Consider the following 21,683-nt stretch of genomic DNA (forward strand, 5'->3'; position numbering starts at 1 on the left):
TATTACTACATATGGTTTTTTAACTACTACATGTAAAATGCATTTAATATATTACGTTACAATTGAACAAAAGAATATATTACACAATGATTATCAATACGTTAAAAACAAAAAAGCATAGTATAATATTTATTTTAACATCACTTTTTATTAACATTTTAAATGCACAAGTAATTGACAGTACTATATTTTCTTTTAAAAAATTCCCAGAAAAAGGTTTTACAATTTCTATGCAAGATCAAGGTAAAGCTAAAGCATACTTTAAAACGAAGGCGTCATACTATTTAACTCAAAAAGATACTGCTAATTATATACATTGTATGGTTGGCTTAGCCTATATTGAGCAAGCTAGAGGCCGTTACAATAATGCTTTTGATATTATTTGGAACACCTTACCTAAAGGTAAACATATTAATAATAAAGCACCTGTTTTAAAGTTATACAGACAATTAGGACTGCTATATGGCAACTACGGAAAAGACAGCATAGCTTTACATTATTTACAAGAAGGATTAGACATTGCTAAAGCATACTACAGTCAACCTAAAACTAACAGCAACAAACTATCAAACAGCTATTTTAGTATTGCAAATCAGTACATAAAAATGAAAGATTACAATATTGCATTACAATATTTAGACTCTTGTTATATTGTAAATTCTTCAAACAAAAAGCAATTTTACGTTAATGCATTATACGGATTAATACATACTGAAAAAGGCGATTTCATAAAAGCAGAAAAGTATTTAAACGGCATAGTACCATATTTTGAAAATAATGCTTTAGGCTACCAAGCAAAAGTAAATATGTTTATTGGTAATTTAAAACATGCTATTGGGCAACAAGACAGCGCCATGTTTTATTACCAAAAATCTCTCAAAGCTATAGATTCTTTAACAGTTCACCCAGAAATTAAACCTGAAGTAATGGAAAAACTAGCGCTTTTATATTTTGCTAAAAACAATAAAACCGAAGCATTTAAATACATGCAAGGTGCTAAATTCATGTCAGACAGCTTATTTAACACCCAAAGTAGGCAAAACAATGCATTATTTGAAATTAAAAATAAGTACCAAGAAGATATATATAAACAACAAGAACTTATTGCTGCACAAAACAAACTATTAGAAACTAAAGATAAAGCTAGTTTTAGATTAAAATTACTTATTGCTGCGCTTTTAATTATAAGCTTTATTACCTTAATTACGTACAAATTAAAAACTCAAATGAAAAAATTGCAGTATGAACAATCTATTATAAACGAAAAGAATGATGCTATTTTAGAAATTAAGAATAAAGAGTTAACAGCTAATGCATTGCAAATTATAGAAAAAGAACATTCAGTAAAAGAATTATTGGTAGCTATTAAGAATATAGACCCAAAAAAACACCAAGAACTTAGCAGTAAATACAGAAAAAGTAATAAAAAATTGTGGGACGATTTTAACCTTCGGTTTAAGCAAATTAACAATAAATTTTATGAGAGTTTATTAAAGCTTCATCCACATTTAACCCAAACCGATTTAAAACTTTGCGCCCTAATTAAACTGAATTTTGACAGTAAAGAAATAGCTGAAATTTTAGCCATATCTACTCATGGTGTTCATACAGCCCGCTCTAGAGTTAGAAAAAAACTAAACTTAAACAGAAAAGACAGTTTAACAAATTACATTGCCAATATTTTACCTGATAGTTAACTATGTAATTCAAAATATAAATAAACGTTAAAAATTATTTTGTTTCTAAATATATATTTAGTTTTGAGCAGAATTTAATGCTAAATGCCAAGAAAAAAACAATACATAGAAGCTGAAGTAATTGATAAAGCTATGCATTTATTTTTACGTAATGGCTATTCAAACACATCAATACAAGCTTTAGAAAAAGCTATGGGTATTAACATGTTTTCAATTTACGCAAGGTTTGGTAGTAAAAAAGGTGTTTTTTTAGCATGTATAAAAGCCTATAAAGAAAAATCTAAAAAACTACTTGAAGATTTAAAAAATGCTGATAACGGTGTTGAAGATATTAAACAATTATTTTATAAGTTGGCAAATTCAAATTACACTACGGCAAACCAAAATGGCTGTTTAATTGTTAATACACATTACGAGTTTGCTAAAAAAGATGACCAATTAATAAACGCTGCTATAGAGCCTCATTTAAAAACATTCAAAACTATTTTTATTGAAAAATTAAGAAAAGACCCAACAAAAAATGAGGCAACTATTCAAAGAGAAGCTAATTTTTTAATGCTTGCTAAAAACGCACTAGTTACATCATGCAGAGTAAGTTGTAAAAATGAGATTGAAGATTTTATAGAAACCACATTCAAAAAAATTTAAAAAAATTTAACCCATAACTAAATAAATATTTAGTTATTAAGTATTAAACATAGTTTAACTGTAAAGTAACCTCAATAGAATTATAAAATTTTAGATTGATAGTCAATCTGTTAAATAAAACATCATGAAACATTCAAAATTACTATCTCCTTTTAAATTAAATCATTTAAAACTAAACAACCATGTTGTAATGGCACCAATGACCCGCTCTAGAGCCATTAACAACTTACCAAATGATTTAATGGCTACATATTATAAACAACGCGCTTCAACGGGCTTAATTATAACCGAAGCTACCTCTCCATCAAAAAGTGGTTTAGGCTACCCTAACATACCCGGAATATACTCTAATGAGCAAACAATAGGTTGGCGAAAAACAACTGAAGCTGTTCATAAAAAAGATGGTAAAATATTTTTACAAATTATGCATACTGGCCGAATTGCACACCAATTAAATTTACCTGAAGGCGCTAATGTAATAGCACCTTCTGCCATTCAAGCTGTTGGCGAAATTTTCACCTCTGAAGGTTTGAAACCTCATAGCAAGCCACGTGAAATGACTATAAATGACATTGAAACAATTCAAAACGATTATGTTACGGCGGCAAAAAATGCTATTGTAGCTGGTTTTGACGGTGTTGAAATTCATGCTGCAAACGGCTATTTACCCAATCAATTTTTAAATAAAGGCTCTAATAACAGAACTGATAATTATGGCGGATCTATTGAAAACAGAACACGTTTTGTTCTAGAACTTGCAGAAAAAATTTCAACCGTTATTGGGCCCGAAAAAACCGGCATTCGTATTTCACCTTTTGGCGTATTTAATGATATGGCTCTTTATAATGACATACCGGAAACTTACAACTATTTAGTAAAACAACTAAACAACTTAAACTTAGCATACTTACATATGGCTGCGCTATCTGACAAAATTCCTGAAGGCTTTTTAGAAGCATTGGCCACAAAATTTAATGGCAATGTTATTTTTAACGGCGGTTATGGAAACAACTTAGAACAAGCCGAAAAAATAGTATCAGAAAACAATAACTATCTCATATCTATTGGTTTCCCTTTTATTGCTAACCCAGATTTAATTGAACGCATAAAACAAGATGCCCATTTTAATGAAGCAAACCAAGACACCTTATATACACCAGGTGAAGAGGGTTACACAACTTACCCTACACTTAATTAAAATATTAACTATAAATAATAAATTATGTTACAAGAAGAATTAAATAAAATAAAGCAAAATTTTGAAGCAAATGCTGATGCATCAGTTATTGAGTTATATGATAATGGCGTTAACAATGTAGCCCAAAGTGGCATACTAGACCAGGCTAAAAATGTGGACGATAAAGCACCTAATTTCAAGCTAAATAATGCGCTAGGAAATAATGTAGAGCTTAAAGACTACTTAGCAAAAGGCAATGTAGTGTTAACTTGGTATAGAGGCGGCTGGTGCCCATATTGTAATTTAACCTTACGTGCATTACAAGCAGAATTACCTAACTTTAAAGCTAACAACGCCACACTACTTGCCTTAACGCCTGAATTACCAGATAAATCTTTGAGTACTTCAGAAAAGCATAATTTAGAGTTTGAAGTTTTAAGTGATGTTGGAAACAAAGTAGCTAAAGATTTTGGTATCATGTTTAAACTACCTAATGATGTAGCCAGCAACTATAAAAATCATTTTAGTTTAGAAGAATTTAATGGCGATGATTCAAATGAATTGCCGCTAGCTGCCACTTATATAATTGACACAAATGGTAAAATAACTTATGCCTTTTTAGATGCTGATTACAGAAATAGAGCAGAACCTACTGAAATTACCAAAGCTTTACAAACACTTTAATATTTAAAAAACACAAACAATTATAAAACAAAAAAGCCGAAACAAATGTTTCGGCTTTTTCTCTGTACTGAAGGCGGGACTTGAACCCGCACGGACTAATGTCCATTGGATTTTAAGTCCAACGTGTCTACCAATTCCACCACTTCAGCTCACTTCGATTGCATAAAGCAAATCGACATTGGTATATTTTCAAGAATTTCTCAGAGCGAAAGACGGGATTTGAACCCGCGACCCTCACCTTGGCAAGGTGATGCTCTACCCCTGAGCTACTTTCGCAATTTATTTATGAACTAACCTGTTTTTGTCAGGCGTGCAACCTCTCGATTGCGGATGCAAATTTAAAACTTTTATATAAACTACAAAGCCTTTTTGTAAAAATAAATAAAAAATATTTTAAGCTTGCTTTTTCTTTACCAACATACGCTTAATTTCATTAAGTTTCATAAGCGCCTCTACAGGTGTAAGTGTATCAATATCAGTGTGTAAAATTTCGTCTTTTATATTTTCTAGTAATGGATCATCTAAATTAAAAAAACTAAGTTGCATATCATTTTCAACAGCTGTTACTTTATCTGTTAACTCTTCACTAGAATGTGATTGCTCTAATTTCTTTAAAATTTTATTGGCTTTGTGCAGTACTTGTTGTGGCATGCCTGCCATTTTAGCTACATGAATACCAAAACTATGCGCACTACCACCTTCTACTAACTTTCTTAAAAACAACACATTATCTTCCAACTCTTTTACTGATACATTGAAGTTTTTTATACGTTCAAAAGTATCTGTCATTTCATTAAGCTCATGGTAATGGGTTGCAAATAATGTTTTTGCTTTGGCAGGATGCTCATGTAAATATTCACTTATTGCCCAAGCTATTGATATACCATCATAGGTACTTGTACCTCGCCCAATTTCATCTAAAAGTACCAAACTTCTTTCAGACATGTTATTTAAAATAGAAGCGGTTTCATTCATTTCAACCATAAAGGTAGATTCTCCCATAGAAATATTATCACTGGCACCAACTCGTGTAAATATTTTATCAATAACCCCTATTCTAGCTGTATCGGCAGGCACAAAACTTCCTATTTGTGCCAATAAAACAATAAGCGCTGTTTGCCTTAAAATGGCCGATTTACCAGACATGTTTGGCCCTGTTATCATTATTATTTGCTGTACAGTTCTATCTAAAAACACATCGTTAGCTATGTACGCTTCGCCTAGAGGCAATTGTTTTTCAATAACAGGATGACGTCCGTTTTTAATTTCTAAATCAAATGATTCATCAATTGTTGGGTACACGTAATTATTTTCATTTGCTAATTGTGCAAAACCACAAAGACAATCTAATTGGCCAATTAAATGGGCGTTTTGTTGCACTGCTTTTATGTATTGCCCCATCCAAACCACTAAATCTGCAAATAATTGTTGTTCTATGGCTTGTATTTTATCTTCAGCGCCTAAAATTTTAGCCTCATACTCTTTTAGTTCTTCGGTAATATAGCGCTCTGCACTTACTAAGGTTTGTTTTCTAACCCAATCTGCTGGTACTTTATCTTTGTGTGTATTACGTACTTCAATATAATACCCAAAAACATTATTTGATGCTATTTTTAGTGACGGAATACCTGTACGTTCACTTTCGCGTTGCAGCATATCATCTAAATAATTTTTTCCAGATTGTGATAAGCTTCTTAATTCATCTAGCTCTGATGAAAAACCCGCTGCAATAGTATTTCCCTTAAGTACATTTACTGGAGCATCTTCATTTAAGGTTTCTTTAATTTTATTTCTAAGAATATCACAACTTTGAAGATTTTCGCCAATAATTTTTAGGGACTCGTTACTACTGTTTGAGGCTAAGGCTTTAATGGGCACAATGGCTTCTAACGAATTTTTTAGCTGAATAACCTCGCGCGGATTTACCTTTGCGGTAGCAATTTTAGATATTAAGCGTTCTAAATCTCCAATGTGTTTTATATGATGCTGTATTTTTTCATGTACTTGTGTGTTTGAAGCTAAAAAACTAACAACCTCATGGCGCTGTTTTATTTTATCTAACTTTTTTAAAGGTAATGCCAACCAACGTTTTAACATACGGCCACCCATGGCAGAAATAGTTTTATCAATTACTTGAAGCAAGGTAACTGCATTGTTGTTAGTAGATTGATAAAGCTCTAAATTTCTGATGGTAAATTTATCCATCCACACGTAATCATCTTCAGCAATTCTAGATATTGATGTTATATGTTGCAACTTGTGGTGTTGGGTTTCGCCTAAATAATGTAAAACTGAACCCGATGCTATAATACCTTCGTGCAAATCTTCAATACCGTAACCTTTAAGGGTTTTTGTATTAAAATGCTTGATTAAAGTTTCATAAGCATAATCGGTTTGATATACCCAATCTTCTAAATAAAACGTATGAAAATCTGTTCCAAAAGTATCATTAAACAAACTGCGTTTTTGTTTAGACACTAACACTTCACTTGGATTAAAATTTTGTAACAACTTATCAATGTATTCTGCATTACCTTGCGAGGTTAAAAATTCACCCGTAGAAATGTCTAAAAAAGAAACACCAATATATTTTTTATCAAAATAAACCGAGCATAAAAAGTTATTAGATTTTGATACTAAAACCTCATCATTTAAAGCTACACCAGGTGTTACCAGTTCAGTTACGCCGCGTTTAACAATGGTTTTTGTTTGTTTTGGGTCTTCTAACTGATCACAAATAGCAACACGCTCGCCCGCTTTAACCAATTTAGGCAAATACGTATTTAATGAATGGTGCGGAAAACCTGCCAACTCAGTTTCGCTATCACTACCTGCACCACGCTTGGTTAAAATAATACCTAAAATACCTGCAGTTTTCACAGCATCTTCACCAAAGGTTTCATAAAAATCGCCCACACGAAACAGCAACAAAGCATCAGGATACTTTGCTTTTATGGCATTGTACTGTTTCATTAACGGAGTTTCTTTCTTTGCTTTTTTTGCCATAACTATTCAATTGCCTTTTTAGGCATGCATCTACCAATGGTAAAGTAATTTTTTAATATTATTTTTGTGAAAATTGTAGCATGCAATGTACCATTAATTTCAGGGTTATTTAAGTTGAAAAAACACAAGTTATTTACAATTACACACAGATTTTCAACAATGTTACAACATAGCTTTAAATGAAGATATATAAATGCGAAAACTAAAAAATAGCGAATTAGATAGATTAAGTGTTGATGCTTTTAAAAATGCCGAAAAAACACCTATTATTATTGTTTTAGATAACATACGAAGTTTGAACAATATTGGCTCGGTTTTTAGAACCAGTGATGCTTTTTTAATTGAGAAAATTTACCTGTGTGGTATTACTGCCACACCACCAAATAAAGACATACATAAAACCGCCCTTGGAAGCACTGAAACTGTAACTTGGGAATATGCAAAAAACACACTTGATGTTATTGAAAAACTTAAAACCGAAAACATAAGTGTTTGCGCTATTGAACAAGCAGAAAATGCTACAATGCTAAATAATTTTAAAGTTAAACCTAATACCAAATACGCGCTTGTTTTTGGTAACGAGGTTAAAGGCGTACAACAAAGCATAGTAAACCAAAGTGATGTTGTTATTGAAATACCGCAATATGGCACAAAACACTCTTTAAATATATCAGTGAGTTGTGGCGTTGTAGTTTGGGATGTTTTTTCTAAATTACAACTACTGGCAAACGTTTAGTTTTTTCGCATAGCAATAATTTTTTCTATACGTAATCTGTAATCTGGTTTGTTCCCATCAACCTTAATAAATGTTTCTGAATGTATTCCTTTAGAATATAGATTTTGAAATATTGGATTGCCGTACCAATTTTCTAAATCTTCATTATTCTCACTATAGCCTTGATATATATTACCTATACATTTATTAAAATATGAATTTACAAATTGTATTTTCTCTAGGTTTACTGTGTTTAATTTAATATTCTCATCTAAAATAGCAGCTTTACTGAAACCAGAAACTACACTATTTTCAATTTTAAAACGCGTATTTGCACCAACGTAAATGGCTTCTCTAATTAGGCCCGATTTTAAATCAAACTCTAAATCTTTAGTATCAGTTAATACAGTCATATTTTTAGCTACAACAGTTGTTTCAACATCACTTAAAATAGCTTCTTTGTTTTTATCAAAAGAAAGCACATTTATACACCTTGCCACACTAGAACCAGATATGTAAGGAGACCTTACCGCTAACGAATTACTAATATTTACTTGTGCGCCGGTATTAAAACTATAGTCGCTACCTTTTGATTTATATGATACTATTTTCGCCATATTAAAACTACCCCCAACCACATTAATAGCATTAGCTCCAGAAAAACTTACTATTACGTTTTCAAAATGTGTTTTATTGCCTACTGCCGCTAAAGTTAAGGCATTTGATGATTTAGCTTGTTTTGTTTTTTTACCCGCATATTCTATTCTAACATATTTAAAAACTCCTGAATTGGCATCAGCATCAGTTCCTCCAAATAATGTTTGGGCATAATCTGAACCACTTATGCTTGGGTAATACCCAACTGCCGAACCTTTACCTAACTTATTAGTTGGCGCATTACCTAACACTATTATTCCACCCCAATCGCCCGCTTTTTTAAAAGAGCTACTAGATGTAAAAACTATAGGATCGGTTTCTGTACCTTGGGCCATAATTTTAGAACCGCTAGTAATTGTAAGTGTAGCTTTAGAATCTACATCACCTAAAATTATGGTTCCTGGCTCAATAGTTAATGTAGCATTATTGGTTACAAACACATTACCGCTTAACAAATACACGTTTCTTTTAGTTAAAGTCATGTTTTCTTCAATACTTCCGGTAAGTATATAATTGGGCTCACCATATTTTACAGTTTTTGGATTGAATTCTGCCCAATAGTCTAGCCAATTATCATCGCCTGTAATACCGCGCTCTTGCTGAGCATACGTTATAGCGCAAAAAAGTAACAATAAGTAGGTTAAAGTAGTTTTAATTTTCATTTTATATTGTATTTTGATTTGGTATTTATATGTAGCTGATTAACAACTACATGAGTTTTAAATCAATTTTTATGCCATTTTTCTTCCACTTCATAAAAACACAACTTAATAAACAGCCAAAACCCCTGTAAAATAGATACCTTTACTTTTTTTTACTGAAACACTATATTTGCACTATTACAATATATTTTGAAACGTAAAAACAAAAAACCATGGCCTACAAAAGCTGCTATGACGCAGATTTACAACCAACATCTTTGGGGTGGTAATAATTTTGATTTTTACTCTGGCGAAGGCTCACATTTACCCGAAATTATTAAGCCTTATTTAGATAGTGTACTAACCTTTTTAAAAAGTTTTGAAACACCTTTAACAGTGTGCGATTTAGGCTGTGGCGATTTTAATATTGGCAAAAACTTAGTAAAACACACCAAAACATACACTGCCATTGATATTGTTGAACCACTTATTACACGCAACAAACAAATTTTTAAGGCTGAAAATTTAGAGTTTTATTGTTTAGATATTTCTAAAGAAATTCTACCAAAAGCAGATTGTATTATTTTAAGGCAAGTTTTACAACACATAACAAACCAAGAAATTGCACATATTTGCAAACAACTTAAAAATTACAAATACCTTATAATTACTGAGCATTTACCAACGGGTAATTTTACCCCAAATATTAATATTATTTCTGGCCAAGGCATAAGAATTAAGCACAATAGTGGTGTAGATATTTTACAAGATCCCTTTAATTTTAAGGCAAAAAAACAAACCGTTTTAAACAACTATTTTTTAAAAGAAGGCAAAGGAAAAATAACAACAGTTCTTTTAGAAACCTAAACACTTAAACATCACAAATTTCCTTTAAAAGCCATAAATAATCGGCTCTGTTTTTTACAAAATCAATATTTGAAATATCAATAATTTTGGTATTAAAATCGGTTTGTGTTTTTAAAAATTCTAAATATCCTTCGTTTATTTTTTCTAAATAATTGTTTTCAATGCTTTGCTCATAACTTCTACCACGCTTTTTTATATTTTGCTGTAACCGCTCGGTATTTTGATATAAATACACATACAACTCTGGCTTTGCAATGTCTTTATACATTAAATAAAAAAGTTTTCGGTATAGTTTAAACTCATCATTTTGCAGTGTTATTTTTGAAAAAATCAATGATTTAAACACATCATAATCACTTACAATAAAATCTTTAAACAAATCTAACTGCGATAAATCGTCACTTATCTGCTGATATCTATCAGCAAGAAAAGACATTTCTAACGGAAACGCATAACGCACCGCATCTTTATAAAACTTGGGTAAAAAAGGATTATCGGCAAACCGCTCTAAAATTAATTTAGCGTTAAAATCTTGCGCCATCATGGTAGCCAAACTTGTTTTACCTGCACCAATATTACCTTCAATAGCAATATAATTAAACTTTGAAAAATTATAGTCTTTCCTTGGGTTTTTTAGCCAAATTTGAATGGGTTCTAAAACCGATTCGTCTTCACAAACCTGTAGCAAATGGGCTATATCTTTATTAAAAATAGGATGTTTTACTTTTGATGCTATATCATGCAGTGGCTGCAATACAAATTTGCGTTTTTGCATTTCAGGATGCGGTACTTTTAGCGTTTTTGTATCAATAATTTGGTCTTCAGCTAAAATAACATCTAAATCTATCACACGGGCCTCATAACCTGAAGTTTTTGTACGTACGCGCCCCATAGTTGTTTCAATAGCTAATAATTTTTTCAGTACTTTACTTGGTGTAAAATAACTTTCAAGCACCAAACAGGCGTTAAAAAAATCATCACTTTCAAAACCAAATGCAGCCGATTTATATACTTTTGATATAAGCTTAACATTACCAACCTGCGCATGTATTGTGTTTACTGCCGTTTGTAAATTTTCAAGTTTATTGCCTTTATTGCTTCCTAAAGCTATGTAAAATGTAGTGGGCTGCATCATAGATTAGGCAAAATAAAAAAAAGTAAATGGTTTATTTTACATTTGCAAAAGGTATTTATTCACAATGCACATGGAACTTAAAAACAAACTAGCCGCCCAACGTATATATATGCTTTTGGGTGCGCTTTTTATCACTTCGTTAGTAGTATCAAATTTAATATTTCAAAAATTTTTTTATTGGTATCCAGTTGATGTTGAAATTTTTGGAAGCAAGCTTTTTGAAATTTCAGTAGGCATTTTACCATATCCAATAACCTTTTTAATAACTGATTTAATAAGCGAAATTTATGGTAAAAAACGGGCCAACCAAGTGGTAGTTACAGGTATTTTTGCATCTTTTTTCTCGCTTTTAATAGTGTATGCTTCAAGTTTAGCACCTGCAACACCGTGGTCTCCGGTAAGCAATGATATGTTTAACACCGTTTTTGGCAATACTATTTTAGCTGTATTTGCTAGTATGATGGCTTATTTATTTGCACAGTTTGTAGATATTCAAATTTATCATTTCTGGAAACAGCTCACCAAAGGAAAACACCTGTGGTTGCGCAATAACTTTTCTACATGGTTATCTCAATTTGTAGATACATTTACGGTTGTTGGTTTACTATGCATTTTTAATATTATTGCTTGGGATAAATTTTTAGGTCTTTTACTAAGCGGCTTTCTATTTAAGGTAATTGTTGCTGCTTTTGATACGCCTTTTATGTATTTAGGCGTGTATTTGTTTAGAAAACGTTTTAATTTGAAAGTAGACGAAGAGATTGATTTTATGTAGAAAAAATTAAATTTATATTAAACTTTCTTAAAAACTCAACCAAACTGAAACGTCTTCCGTATATTTAATAAAAAGATTTTTCTGTATGAAAAAAGCCCTAAAAATTGCCGGCATAATTACACTTATAATCATAGCTTTACTAATTGCGTTGCCTTTTGCTTTTCAATCGCAAATTGCTGAAATAGTAAAACGCTACATTAACCAAAACCTAAATGCTAATGTAGAATTTAGCGATGTTAGCCTTAGCTTTATTAAAGATTTTCCGCAAGCACACGTATCTGTAAACGATTTGGTTATTACAAATTTTGAACCTTTTAAAGACGAAACCCTAGCCACCGTTAAAAGTATTGCGTTTTCAATGCCTATTAATGAAGTGTTTAAAAAAGCAGCCGATGCACCAATTACTGTAAATGCTTTTAATATTGACGAAGCGCTTTTAACACTAAAAACCGATAAGTTTGGTAATACCAATTATGATATTGTAAAAAAAACCGAAAATATTCCGGCGCAAGACGAAGAATCAGACAGTTTTTCATTCAGTATTGAAAACTATAGCATTAACAATAGTGCATTAACTTATATTGATGAAGCTTCAAATATGCACATGCACTTATCTGAACTAAACCACAAAGGAAATGGTGTTTTTTCTGCTGAAACTTCTGAATTAAACACAACTAGCGAAGCTAACATTAGCTTTAAAATGGATAGCACCAACTACTTAGAAAACAACACACTAAAACTTGATGCTATTATTGGCCTAGATTTAAAAAATAGTATTTACACCTTTAAAGACAACAAAGGGTTTATAAATAAACTACCCTTAAAATTTAATGGCTCTGTACAACAAAAAGAAAACGGACAACTTATTAATATTACATTTGAAAACCCTGAATCTTCATTTAAAGATTTTTTAGGTGTAATGCCCAAAGCATACACGCAAAACCTAGACAATATTACAACCACTGGCGATTTTAAAATTAAAGGAAAAATACAAGGCTTAAGCTCAGAAGAAACCATACCCAATTTAGATATTAATATTACATCAAACAACGCCTCTTTTAAATACCCTAATTTACCCAAAAGCGTTGAGCAAATTGCCATTAACACAAGCATAAAAAACACAACAGGCAATATTGATGATACGTACATAAATATTGATAAATTAAACTTTAAAATTGATGAAGATGTTTTTAAAGCATCGGCAACCCTAAAAAACATTACTAAAAACATGTTTGTAAACGCCCATGTTGATGGTAAATTAAATTTAGGAAACATAACTAAGGTTTACCCTGTTGAGTTTAACAAAACACTTAGCGGCATTTTAGAAGCTAAACTAAACACTGCTTTTGATATGAATGCCATTGAAACCAACGCTTATCAGCGCATTAAAAACAATGGCTCTGCAAGTATAAAAGATTTTGTGTTTTCTTCTGAAGATATTGTAAATCCAATTCACATTTCAACAGCCAACATAACATTTAATCCTGGCACCGTTTTGTTAAATAATTTCAATGCTAAAACTGGCGAAAGCGATTTAAATGCAACAGGTAAAATTGAAAACTTATTAGGTTTTTTATTAAGCAACAACACGTTAAAAGGCAACTTCAATGTAAACGCCAACCTTTTTAAAGTAAGCGATTTTATGACTGAAGACACCACTGCTGAAACCAGTAATAAAACAACAAGTAATGAAGAATCATTAAAAATTCCTGCGTTTTTAGATTGTACCATAAATGCCAACGCTAAAACCGTAGTGTATGATAATTTAAATTTAAAAAATGTTACTGGCTCATTAGTTATTAAAGACCAACAAGCCACTTTAAAAGATGTTACATCTAGCTTATTTGATGGTTCTATTGCGTTAATAGGCAATGTTTCAACAAAAGAAAAAACACCAACATTCGATTTAAATTTAGGTATTGACGGGTTTGATATTGCGCAATCTTTCACCAACATGGAGCTACTTCAAAACCTAGCGCCTATTGCCAAATTATTACAAGGCAAATTAAATTCTACCTTACATTTTAAAGGTAATTTAAACGAAGAATTTACACCAGATTTAGCCAGTATTTCAGGATCTGCCTTAGCCGAATTATTAAGTACAAAAGTAAATGCTAACAAAGGGCAATTATTTAATGCCTTAGAAAGCCATTTAAATTTTATTGATTTTGAAAAACTAAATTTAAAAGATATTAAAACAAAGTTAGAGTTTGCTAATGGTGGCGTAAGTGTAAAACCATTTAATTTAAAATATGAAGATATTTCTATAACCGTTTCTGGCGACCATAAATTTGACAAAACTTTAAACTATAATGCCGTATTTAATATTCCTGCTAAATATTTAGGCAGTGAAGTAAACCAGTTAATAGGCAAAATAAACACTGATGATGTTAAAAACATAACCGTACCTGTTACAGCCAATATTGTTGGTAGCTACACGTCTCCAACGGTTAAAACCGATTTAAAATCGGCTGTTACCAACCTAACAAAACAATTAGTTGAAATTGAAAAGCAAAAATTATTAAACAAAGGAAAAGACAAAGTAACCGATTTAATAGGCGGACTTTTAGGCAACAAAACCAAAACAACTACCGATACCACTACTACTACACAAGCACAAAATAACAACACAAACGCCACAACTACACCTAAACCCACTATTGAAGAAAGCGTAAAAAATGTTTTAGGTGGTTTATTAAAAAAGAAGAAAAAAGATACCGTAAACTAAAAGTATATTAAATATTATTAGGTTATTACATTAAAAAGTTTACATTGTACCCTGCGCAAAAGGAAAAACCTATACTGCGGTAACAACTCAAAAACATATTAATGTTAAAAATTATTATTAAAGAAGGTGAAAACATAGAGCGTGCCTTAAAACGCTACAAAAGAAAACACCGTAATGTAAAAGTAATGCAGAATTTAAGAGACGGTCAATTTTACACAAAACCATCAGTAAAAAGACGTCGTGAAATACAAAAAGCCTCTTATATTCAAAACTTAAGAGACCAAGAAGAAGTTTAAAATGCTTCGTGAAAACAATTAAAAGTTCGTGATTAAAACACGAACTTTTTTTATACGCTAATTTTAACCACTAAACCTTCATTGGCCCTAACATTAAAAACAGTTTCGTCTTCAAAAATTAAATACTGTCCTTTTATTCCAACAAGTTTACCTGTATAAGTTTGTGCCTTTATAATATTTAAACTTTTAGGCTTCTCCGGATATTTAAACACAGGAAACTCTAAGTTAGTTTCTGTATTAGATTGAATGAAATAGTCTTTAGCTTCATCAGGTATTAAATCTTTTAACCTTTCACGCCATTCAACTAAATTTTCATCTTCAATATCATTTTTAAGCATTTTTCGCCAATTGGTCTTATCCGCAACATGCTCTTTTAACGCCACCTCGGTAATTCCTGCTAAATAGCGGTTTGGCACTTCAACAATTTCAATAGCTTCGTGTGCACCTTGATCAATCCAACGTGTTGGCACTTGATTTTTTCTGGTTACACCTACTTTTACATTGCTTGAATTAGCTAAATATACAATGTGTGGTTGTAGCTGTGCCTTTTTTTCATAGGCTAAATCACGGTCTTCAATACCCAAATGTGCTTTACTTAACTCTGGCCTCATAATCCAATCGGCTGCTTGTGGTACTTCAAAAAAGCATTGTTTATCAAAACCTTGGCGGTAAATAGGCTTATCTAATCCGCAGTTTAAACATTGATACTTAACAAACTGCATTGTAATTGTTTTGTTAAGCAATTGGTTTATATTGATAAAATCGTTTTCAAAAACTAAATAGTATTGAATTGGATTTGAAAACTCCGTTGCCATTTTTGTTAAAACACCTTGGTAGAACATGAAAAAAAATATTATTTTTAAAAAAATAAAGATAGAATAAATATGCCAATTCCTTTAGTTAATTCTATTGCTTCATGGTTTCTTAAGAAACGTTTTCATCAAATTGAATTGTTCTTAAAATACCCTAATGAAGTACAAAACGAGTTACTTTTAAACCTTTTAGATATTGCAAAAGACACCGAAATTGGCAAACAATATGATTTTGCTTCTATTAACAACTATCAAACTTTTGCAGAACGTATTCCTATAAAAAATTATGACGGATGGCAAGATGTTATTGAACGCTCTAGACGCGGCGAAAATAATTTATTTTGGCCAACACCTATAAAATGGTTTGCAAAATCTAGCGGTACCACCAGAGCTAAAAGTAAATTTATTCCTGTTAGTACAGAGTCTTTAGAAGATTGCCATTACGCTGCCAGTAAAGATTTGCTGTGTATGTATTTAAACAATAATGAAAACTCTCAACTATTTACAGGCAAAAGCTTACGCCTTGGCGGCAGCAAAGAATTATACAAAGAAAACGGTACTGCTTTTGGTGATTTATCGGCTATTTTAATTGATAATATGCCTTTTTGGGCAGAATTTAGCAGCACACCAAGCAATAAAGTTTCATTAATGAGCAATTGGGAACACAAAATGCAAGCCATTGTTAATGAAACTATTAATGAAAATGTTACAAGTTTAGCGGGTGTACCATCATGGATGCTAGTATTACTTAACAATGTTTTAGAAACTACGGGTAAAAACAGCTTGTTTGACGTATGGCCAAATTTAGAAGTTTATTTTCATGGCGGCGTAAGCTTTACTCCATACAAAGACCAGTACAAAAAAATTCTGCCAAAAAAAGATTTTAGGTATTATGAAATATATAATGCTTCGGAAGGTTTTTTTGCTATACAAGACCAAAACAACTCTAGCGAATTACTACTTATGTTAGATTATGGTATTTTTTATGAGTTTGTACCTATGGATATTTATGCTACTTCAGAAGAAAAAGCCATACCACTTAGCCAAGTAGAACTAAATAAAAACTACGCAGTAATTATAACAACTAACGCTGGTTTATGGCGTTATAAAATTGGTGATACTGTAAGGTTTACATCATTAAACCCTTATCGAATAAAAATATCGGGGCGTACCAAACATCATATTAATGTTTTTGGCGAAGAACTTATTATTGAAAACGCTGAACAAGCTCTAAAAAAAGTTTGCAAACGCACAAAAGCTGAAATAGTTGATTTTACAGCTGCTCCTATTTTTATGGAAGGTAAAGAAAAAGGCGCCCATGAATGGCTTATTGAATTTAAAACACCACCTAACGACTTTGATTATTTTAGTGAACTTTTTGATAATGCATTAAAAGCATTAAACTCTGATTACGAAGCTAAACGCTACAATAATATTACACTTAATAAACCCAAAATTAATATTGCACGACAGCAACTTTTTCATGATTGGCTTAAAGTGAATAATAAATTAGGCGGACAACATAAAATACCAAGGCTTTCAAATACCCGAGATTATTTAGATGAGCTTTTAAAATTGAATGTTTAAAAATTTTAATCGTTAAAACACCAATTAAAATACTACCTTTTAAGTTTTTAAACGAGTATTTGGTCTAATCATCTAAAACACTTAAAAGTAGCTTTGCTCACAAAGATTTTAAACATACATTTACAATAAATAAGCAAAAAACTAGGAACTAATTCCATAATGTTTATTATTAATTAAAACATCCATATAACAAAAAAACCACGCAAATTGCGTGGTTTTTTTTCGTTTAAAACTACTTTTAAGAAACAGCCTTAAGCTTTTTTAATGTAGTTTTTGTTAGTTTATCTTCCGCATAAGCTTTTGTTACGTTTAGTTTCTTTTCATCAGAACTTGGTAACTCAAACATAGCATCGGTTAATATTTCTTCACAAAGTGAACGTAAACCTCTGGCTCCTAATTTATATTCTATAGCTTTATTTACAATAAATTCTAGAGCACCATCAGTAATAGAAAAATCTATTTCATCCATTTCAAACAGTTTTTTGTACTGTTTTATAATGGCATTTTTAGGCTCTGTTAAAATAGCTCTAAGTGTTTTAGCATCTAAAGGATCCATGTGTGTAAGCACAGGTAAACGCCCAATTATTTCGGGTATTAAACCAAAGTCTTTTAAATCTTTTGGAATAATGTATTGTAACAGGTTATTATTATCAATAACATCATCAGATTTTGATGCGCTATAACCAACGGCTTGCATGTTTAATCGTTTTGTAATAACACGCTCAATACCATCAAAAGCACCACCCGCAATAAATAAAATATTTTCAGTGTTAACTTCAATAAACTTTTGATCGGGGTGTTTACGTCCTCCTTTTGGTGGCACGTTAACTACTGTTCCTTCTAAAAGTTTCAATAAAGCTTGCTGAACACCTTCACCTGAAACATCGCGCGTAATAGATGGATTATCACTTTTACGAGCAATTTTGTCTATTTCATCAATAAACACAATACCTTTTTGTGCTTTTTCTAAGTTATAATCTGCTGCTTGTAATAAACGTGTTAATATACTTTCAACATCTTCACCTACATAACCAGCTTCTGTTAAAACAGTAGCATCAACAATAGCTAACGGCACATTTAACATTCTTGCAATGGTTTTAGCCATTAATGTTTTACCTGTACCGGTTTGCCCAACCATAATGATATTACTTTTTTGAATATCAATATCGTCTTGAGTTGGCGTTTGTAATAAACGTTTATAGTGATTGTAAACTGCAACAGCCATTACTTTTTTAGTAGTGTCTTGCCCAATTATGTACTCATCTAAAAACGATTTTATTTGTTGAGGCTTGCGTAGTTTTAATTCTGCTGATAAATCATTACTTTCATTTTGTTTAGATTCTTCTAACACAATACCATGTGCTTGCTCAATACATCTATCACAAATGTGAGCATCTAAACCAGCTATTAATAAGTTGGTTTCTGATTTTTTTCTACCACAAAATGAACATTCTAACTCTTCTTTTGCCATTAATCAATCTTGGTTTTGATAAAATTAATTGTAAACATTTAATTTACAATAAATTAAAGTTACAAATTTTTATTTTAATCTCTTGTTAAAATTTCGTCAATCATACCGTATTCTTTAGCTTTATCGGCTTTCATCCAGTAATCTCTATCACTATCTTGGTATATTTTGTCGTAATCTTGCCCTGAATGCTTACTAATAATTTTGTAAAGCTCTTCTTTTAATATTAAAATTTCTCTGGCTGTAATTTCAATATCGCTTGCTTGCCCTTGTGCGCCGCCAAGTGGTTGGTGAATCATAACTCTAGAGTGTGGTAGGCCACTACGCTTACCTTTTTCACCGGCACATAATAATACTGCCCCCATTGAAGCTGCCATACCTGTACAAATGGTAGCAACATCAGGCTTTATAAATTGCATGGTATCATAAATACCTAAACCTGCATAAACACTACCTCCTGGAGAGTTTATGTATATTTGAATATCTTTATTAGGGTCTGTACTTTCTAAAAATAATAATTGTGCTTGTATGATGTTTGCTACTTGATCATTAATGGCGGTACCCATAAAGATGATTCTGTCCATCATTAAACGCGAAAACACATCAAAAATAGCGATGTTCATTTGGCGTTCTTCAATTATATTAGGTGTTAAGTTTGTTGGGTACATGCTACTCATAATTTTATTGTAGTATGTACTGCTAATACCTTGGTCTTTTATTGCGAATTTTTCAAATTCTTTTGCGTAATCCATAGTTGTTTTTATTTAAATACCTGATTTACATCTAGATATAATTAAATTATAATATAACAGGTATGTTTTTTAACAAAAAAGCGCTTAAACAATACCGTTTAAGCGCCTAAATATAAGGAATTATTCTCTTAATTATTTATCGCCATACACTTCTTTAACAAAGTTTTCATAACTTAATTCTTTAACTTTTAAGTTAGCTTTTTCTTTGTAAACTTCTAATAATTTTTGGCTTATTAACTGCTCAGAAATTCTTCTGGCTTCATCTTGGTTTGATAATACGCGTGCTGCAATACCATCTAATTCTTCATCAGAAGGATTCATTTGACCAAACTGAGCCATTTGAGCTTTTATCATTTCTTTTGCATGATTTTTTATATCATCCATAGTTACTTTAACGTCGTTCTCTTCAATTAATTTACCTTCAATTAATTGGTAACGTAAGCTTTTTTCAGATTTTTCATATTCTTCTTTAGCTTGCTCGTCATCTAATTGTTTTTCGCCTGCTGTTTGTAACCATTTGGTTAAAAACTCAGCTGGTAAATCAAATTTTGTGTTTTCAACTAAATATTCAGTTACGTCGTTTAAAAGCTTTTGGTCTGCTTGTTGCGCAAACTGCTTTTCTGCATCTTCTTTAATTTTATCTTTTAATTCTGTAACTGTTTTTACAACGCCTTCCCCAAAAAGTTTATCAAATAAATCTTGATCTAAATCTGCCAATTCTCGTTTGTTAATTTCAGTAATTGTAAATGTTACTTCAATATCTAAACCGTGTACTTCATCATGGCCTAATTTTAATGCATGCATTAATTCATGCTCATCATTGTACAAGCCTTTAGTTTTTAGTGTAATTACATCACCAACTTTTGCGCCTACAAACTGTTTTTCGGTTGTTTTACCCTTAAACTTATCTAAAGTTATTGTAACTGTGTTATCAATTTCTTTTTCTTCGTTTTTGTAAGTTCCGGTAATTTCACTGTCTTTTTCAACTGTGTCTTGAGATACTAATTTACCGTACTGTTTTTGTATGCGCTCAATTTGCTCATCAATCATTTTATCATCGGCAACTATATTGTAGTGCGTAATGGCTTTTTTTCCTTTGATGTTTACATCAAATGCTGGTGCTAAGCCTAATTCAAATTCAAACGAAAAAGCTTCAGCATCCCAATTTATATCATCTTGAGGTTTTGGTAATGGTTGCCCTAAAACATCTAACTTTTCTTCGGTTAAATATTTATTTAAAGCATCTTGTAAAAGTTTGTTTACCTCATCAACCAATACAGCTTTACCGTATTGTTTTTTTACCATACCCATTGGCACATGCCCTTTTCTAAAACCTGGTATGTTTGCTGTTTTACGGTAATCTGATAATATTTTTTCAACCTTATCGCTATAATCTTCTTTAGCAATATCTACTTTTACTACCGCATTTAATGCATCAACGTTTTCTCTTGTAATGTTCATTTTTAAATGATATATAGCCTTTTGGCAATTATTATTAATTAATTTCCTTTGGCACTTTAAAATAGTGTAGTGACAAACTAGGGAAACTCAACTTTAAACAAAAACCATTTTAGCAAATTGCTTGTAATGTTTAAGTGCTTAAAATTGGGATGCAAAAGTAATACATTTTTACATCCTAACAAAGTTTTTAACCTACTGATTATAAGGCTATTTTTTATCTTCTTTTAGTAATGAATGTAATATAGATTGTAATATTGAAAGCAGAATACTGAAAAGTATAGCCGTCCAGATACTACTTACTGAAAAACCATCAATTAAATTATCGGCTAACAAAATAATAAAGGCGTTAATTACCAATAAAAATAAACCTAATGTAACTATGGTTATTGGCAATGTAAGAATTACCAAAATAGGCTTTACAAATAAGTTTAATACTGATAATACTACAGCCACAATTAACGCGGTTACATAGTTATTAACCTCAACACCCGTAAACACATGTGCTAACACAAATACAGCTAAGGCGTTTAGTAAAAGTTTTATTATAAGTTTCATTTTCTACAATGTTTGTTTTTTA

General features: G+C 31.3%; 18 protein-coding genes and 2 tRNA genes. 10 read left to right on the plus strand and 10 right to left on the minus strand.

Annotated features, from left to right (window positions below; genetic code table 11):
* Window positions 1–86 precede the first annotated feature (86 nt).
* The 4 genes from FUA26_RS15185 to FUA26_RS15200 all read left to right on the plus strand — a co-directional run bounded on the left by FUA26_RS15185 (window position 87) and on the right by FUA26_RS15200 (window position 4,206).
* Window positions 87–1,697 (plus strand): transcriptional regulator, encoded by a 1,611-nt coding sequence (locus FUA26_RS15185; RefSeq protein ID WP_147138073.1) that lies wholly within the window; start codon window positions 87–89, stop codon window positions 1,695–1,697.
* An 84-nt stretch (window positions 1,698–1,781) separates the two neighbouring features.
* Window positions 1,782–2,345 carry a TetR/AcrR family transcriptional regulator gene (locus FUA26_RS15190; protein ID WP_147138075.1) on the plus strand — a complete coding sequence of 188 codons (564 nt, stop codon included), beginning with the start codon at window positions 1,782–1,784 and terminating at the stop codon, window positions 2,343–2,345.
* 124 nt (window positions 2,346–2,469) lie between these two features.
* The gene (locus tag FUA26_RS15195) at window positions 2,470–3,543 is read left to right on the plus strand and encodes an alkene reductase (RefSeq protein ID WP_147138078.1); all 1,074 of its coding nucleotides are present in this window, start codon (window positions 2,470–2,472) and stop codon (window positions 3,541–3,543) included.
* Window positions 3,544–3,567: 24 nt separating this feature from the next.
* Window positions 3,568–4,206, plus strand: coding sequence for a peroxiredoxin-like family protein (locus FUA26_RS15200; protein ID WP_147138081.1), 639 nt, complete (start codon window positions 3,568–3,570; stop codon window positions 4,204–4,206).
* Window positions 4,207–4,271: 65 nt separating this feature from the next.
* Here the strand turns inward: FUA26_RS15200 and FUA26_RS15205 are convergent.
* The 3 genes from FUA26_RS15205 to mutS form a co-directional block, all read right to left on the minus strand.
* A tRNA-Leu gene (locus FUA26_RS15205) sits at window positions 4,272–4,355 on the minus strand.
* 55 nt (window positions 4,356–4,410) lie between these two features.
* Window positions 4,411–4,482: transfer RNA gene (locus tag FUA26_RS15210), tRNA-Gly, on the minus strand.
* Window positions 4,483–4,599: 117 nt separating this feature from the next.
* Window positions 4,600–7,212, minus strand: a complete 2,613-nt coding sequence (gene mutS, locus FUA26_RS15215; RefSeq protein ID WP_147138084.1) for a DNA mismatch repair protein MutS — start codon at window positions 7,210–7,212, stop codon at window positions 4,600–4,602.
* Between the two features lie 193 nt (window positions 7,213–7,405).
* Between mutS and FUA26_RS15220 the strand changes: the two genes are divergently transcribed.
* A complete protein-coding gene (locus tag FUA26_RS15220; RefSeq protein WP_147138086.1) occupies window positions 7,406–7,948 on the plus strand; it encodes an RNA methyltransferase in 543 nt (180 codons plus the stop codon).
* Here the strand turns inward: FUA26_RS15220 and FUA26_RS15225 are convergent.
* Complete coding sequence (locus tag FUA26_RS15225) at window positions 7,945–9,246, minus strand: hypothetical protein (RefSeq protein ID WP_147138088.1); 1,302 nt, start codon at window positions 9,244–9,246, stop codon at window positions 7,945–7,947. The two genes, FUA26_RS15220 and FUA26_RS15225, sit on opposite strands and share 4 nt — an antisense overlap.
* Before the next feature lie 189 nt (window positions 9,247–9,435).
* Here FUA26_RS15225 and FUA26_RS15230 point away from each other — a divergent pair, with 189 nt between their 5' ends.
* Window positions 9,436–10,092 carry a class I SAM-dependent methyltransferase gene (locus FUA26_RS15230; RefSeq protein WP_246109155.1) on the plus strand — a complete coding sequence of 219 codons (657 nt, stop codon included), beginning with the start codon at window positions 9,436–9,438 and terminating at the stop codon, window positions 10,090–10,092.
* Between the two features lie 4 nt (window positions 10,093–10,096).
* On the opposite strand, the gene folK is transcribed toward FUA26_RS15230, so the two are convergent.
* Window positions 10,097–11,227, minus strand: a complete 1,131-nt coding sequence (gene folK / locus FUA26_RS15235) for a 2-amino-4-hydroxy-6-hydroxymethyldihydropteridine diphosphokinase (RefSeq protein WP_147138094.1) — start codon at window positions 11,225–11,227, stop codon at window positions 10,097–10,099.
* Between the two features lie 70 nt (window positions 11,228–11,297).
* On the opposite strand from folK, the gene FUA26_RS15240 reads away from it, so the two are divergent.
* The 3 genes from FUA26_RS15240 (at window position 11,298) to rpsU (ending at window position 15,026) form a co-directional block, all read left to right on the plus strand.
* Window positions 11,298–12,002, plus strand: coding sequence for a queuosine precursor transporter (locus FUA26_RS15240; protein WP_147138097.1), 705 nt, complete (start codon window positions 11,298–11,300; stop codon window positions 12,000–12,002).
* An 85-nt stretch (window positions 12,003–12,087) separates the two neighbouring features.
* Window positions 12,088–14,730: an AsmA family protein gene (locus FUA26_RS15245; protein WP_147138100.1), complete on the plus strand. Its 2,643-nt coding sequence runs from the start codon at window positions 12,088–12,090 to the stop codon at window positions 14,728–14,730.
* 101 nt (window positions 14,731–14,831) lie between these two features.
* Window positions 14,832–15,026, plus strand: a complete 195-nt coding sequence (gene rpsU / locus FUA26_RS15250; RefSeq protein ID WP_147138102.1) for a 30S ribosomal protein S21 — start codon at window positions 14,832–14,834, stop codon at window positions 15,024–15,026.
* Window positions 15,027–15,076: 50 nt separating this feature from the next.
* On the opposite strand, the gene FUA26_RS15255 is transcribed toward rpsU, so the two are convergent.
* The gene (locus FUA26_RS15255) at window positions 15,077–15,868 is read right to left on the minus strand and encodes a DUF2797 domain-containing protein (RefSeq protein ID WP_147138105.1); all 792 of its coding nucleotides are present in this window, start codon (window positions 15,866–15,868) and stop codon (window positions 15,077–15,079) included.
* Window positions 15,869–15,910: 42 nt separating this feature from the next.
* Between FUA26_RS15255 and FUA26_RS15260 the strand changes: the two genes are divergently transcribed.
* Complete coding sequence (locus tag FUA26_RS15260) at window positions 15,911–17,425, plus strand: GH3 auxin-responsive promoter family protein (RefSeq protein WP_147138107.1); 1,515 nt, start codon at window positions 15,911–15,913, stop codon at window positions 17,423–17,425.
* A gap of 238 nt (window positions 17,426–17,663) precedes the next feature.
* On the opposite strand, the gene clpX is transcribed toward FUA26_RS15260, so the two are convergent.
* The 4 genes from clpX to FUA26_RS15280 form a co-directional block, all read right to left on the minus strand.
* Window positions 17,664–18,896: an ATP-dependent Clp protease ATP-binding subunit ClpX gene (clpX, locus tag FUA26_RS15265; protein ID WP_147138110.1), complete on the minus strand. Its 1,233-nt coding sequence runs from the start codon at window positions 18,894–18,896 to the stop codon at window positions 17,664–17,666.
* Between the two features lie 74 nt (window positions 18,897–18,970).
* Entirely contained in the window at window positions 18,971–19,645 is a 675-nt protein-coding gene (gene clpP / locus FUA26_RS15270) for an ATP-dependent Clp endopeptidase proteolytic subunit ClpP (protein WP_147138113.1), read from the minus strand.
* Between the two features lie 132 nt (window positions 19,646–19,777).
* Window positions 19,778–21,106, minus strand: coding sequence for a trigger factor (gene tig / locus FUA26_RS15275; protein WP_147138116.1), 1,329 nt, complete (start codon window positions 21,104–21,106; stop codon window positions 19,778–19,780).
* Window positions 21,107–21,313: 207 nt separating this feature from the next.
* Entirely contained in the window at window positions 21,314–21,661 is a 348-nt protein-coding gene (locus FUA26_RS15280) for a phage holin family protein (protein WP_147138119.1), read from the minus strand.
* Window positions 21,662–21,683 lie beyond the last annotated feature (22 nt).

The sequence above is a fragment of the Seonamhaeicola algicola genome, from assembly GCF_007997385.1.
Classification (GTDB): Bacteria; Bacteroidota; Bacteroidia; order Flavobacteriales; family Flavobacteriaceae; genus Seonamhaeicola; species Seonamhaeicola algicola.

Coding starts and splice junctions, on each gene's coding strand:
- FUA26_RS15240 (WP_147138097.1), top strand. CDS start 11,298: ATGGAACTTAAAAACAAACTAGCCGCCCAACGTATATATATGCTTTTG.
- FUA26_RS15190 (WP_147138075.1), top strand. CDS start 1,782: ATGCCAAGAAAAAAACAATACATAGAAGCTGAAGTAATTGATAAAGCT.
- FUA26_RS15260 (WP_147138107.1), top strand. CDS start 15,911: ATGCCAATTCCTTTAGTTAATTCTATTGCTTCATGGTTTCTTAAGAAA.
- folK (WP_147138094.1), bottom strand. CDS start 11,227: ATGATGCAGCCCACTACATTTTACATAGCTTTAGGAAGCAATAAAGGC.
- rpsU (WP_147138102.1), top strand. CDS start 14,832: ATGTTAAAAATTATTATTAAAGAAGGTGAAAACATAGAGCGTGCCTTA.
- FUA26_RS15220 (WP_147138086.1), top strand. CDS start 7,406: ATGCGAAAACTAAAAAATAGCGAATTAGATAGATTAAGTGTTGATGCT.
- FUA26_RS15280 (WP_147138119.1), bottom strand. CDS start 21,661: ATGAAACTTATAATAAAACTTTTACTAAACGCCTTAGCTGTATTTGTG.
- FUA26_RS15245 (WP_147138100.1), top strand. CDS start 12,088: ATGAAAAAAGCCCTAAAAATTGCCGGCATAATTACACTTATAATCATA.
- FUA26_RS15185 (WP_147138073.1), top strand. CDS start 87: ATGATTATCAATACGTTAAAAACAAAAAAGCATAGTATAATATTTATT.
- FUA26_RS15255 (WP_147138105.1), bottom strand. CDS start 15,868: ATGTTCTACCAAGGTGTTTTAACAAAAATGGCAACGGAGTTTTCAAAT.
- tig (WP_147138116.1), bottom strand. CDS start 21,106: ATGAACATTACAAGAGAAAACGTTGATGCATTAAATGCGGTAGTAAAA.
- FUA26_RS15195 (WP_147138078.1), top strand. CDS start 2,470: ATGAAACATTCAAAATTACTATCTCCTTTTAAATTAAATCATTTAAAA.
- clpX (WP_147138110.1), bottom strand. CDS start 18,896: ATGGCAAAAGAAGAGTTAGAATGTTCATTTTGTGGTAGAAAAAAATCA.
- mutS (WP_147138084.1), bottom strand. CDS start 7,212: ATGGCAAAAAAAGCAAAGAAAGAAACTCCGTTAATGAAACAGTACAAT.
- clpP (WP_147138113.1), bottom strand. CDS start 19,645: ATGGATTACGCAAAAGAATTTGAAAAATTCGCAATAAAAGACCAAGGT.
- FUA26_RS15225 (WP_147138088.1), bottom strand. CDS start 9,246: ATGAAAATTAAAACTACTTTAACCTACTTATTGTTACTTTTTTGCGCT.
- FUA26_RS15200 (WP_147138081.1), top strand. CDS start 3,568: ATGTTACAAGAAGAATTAAATAAAATAAAGCAAAATTTTGAAGCAAAT.